Below are 447 nucleotides of genomic sequence, written 5' to 3'. Positions count from 1 at the left end.
ATCCTGGGGCTGGCGAAGGCCGCTGCCGGGCTGATCGAGCAGGCTTTCTCCGTGGGTGCGCTGACCCCGGAGTGGTGGGTCACGGTCGTCGGCGGTCAGGTCACTACGACGGTGGCCGGCGGCGAGAGCACGGTGATCGACCACCCGGGGATGCTGCACATCATCGTGGTGGCGATGATCCCGCTGCTGATGATCTTCGTGGCCGTCCAGGTCGTGCTCTCGGCGATGCGCGGGTCCACGGCCGGCATGCTGCGCGCGTTCCTGGCGGCGGTGTTCAGCGTCCCGGCAACCTACGTGGTGGTCGGGCTGGTGTGGATGGCGATGGGGGCGACCCAGCAGCTGACCTTGTGGATCTTGCAGGTCGGTGCCGGTGGCACCGATGGCCCGGACGAGGCGGTGGCCGGCGTGCTGGGACTGTTCGGTCTGACCTACGACGCCGCCCACGAC

Annotated in this window: 1 protein-coding gene; it reads left to right on the top strand. The window is 69.4% G+C overall.

The window, feature by feature from the left end:
• A partial coding sequence (locus tag ACOMDU_RS13675) for a hypothetical protein (RefSeq protein ID WP_421130707.1) occupies positions 1-447 on the top strand: 447 nt, incomplete at both ends.

This window comes from Vescimonas sanitatis, assembly GCF_049060325.1.
GTDB classification, from domain to species: Bacteria; Bacillota; Clostridia; order Oscillospirales; family Oscillospiraceae; genus Vescimonas; species Vescimonas sanitatis.
This window is presented reverse-complemented; position numbering and strand designations above follow the sequence as displayed.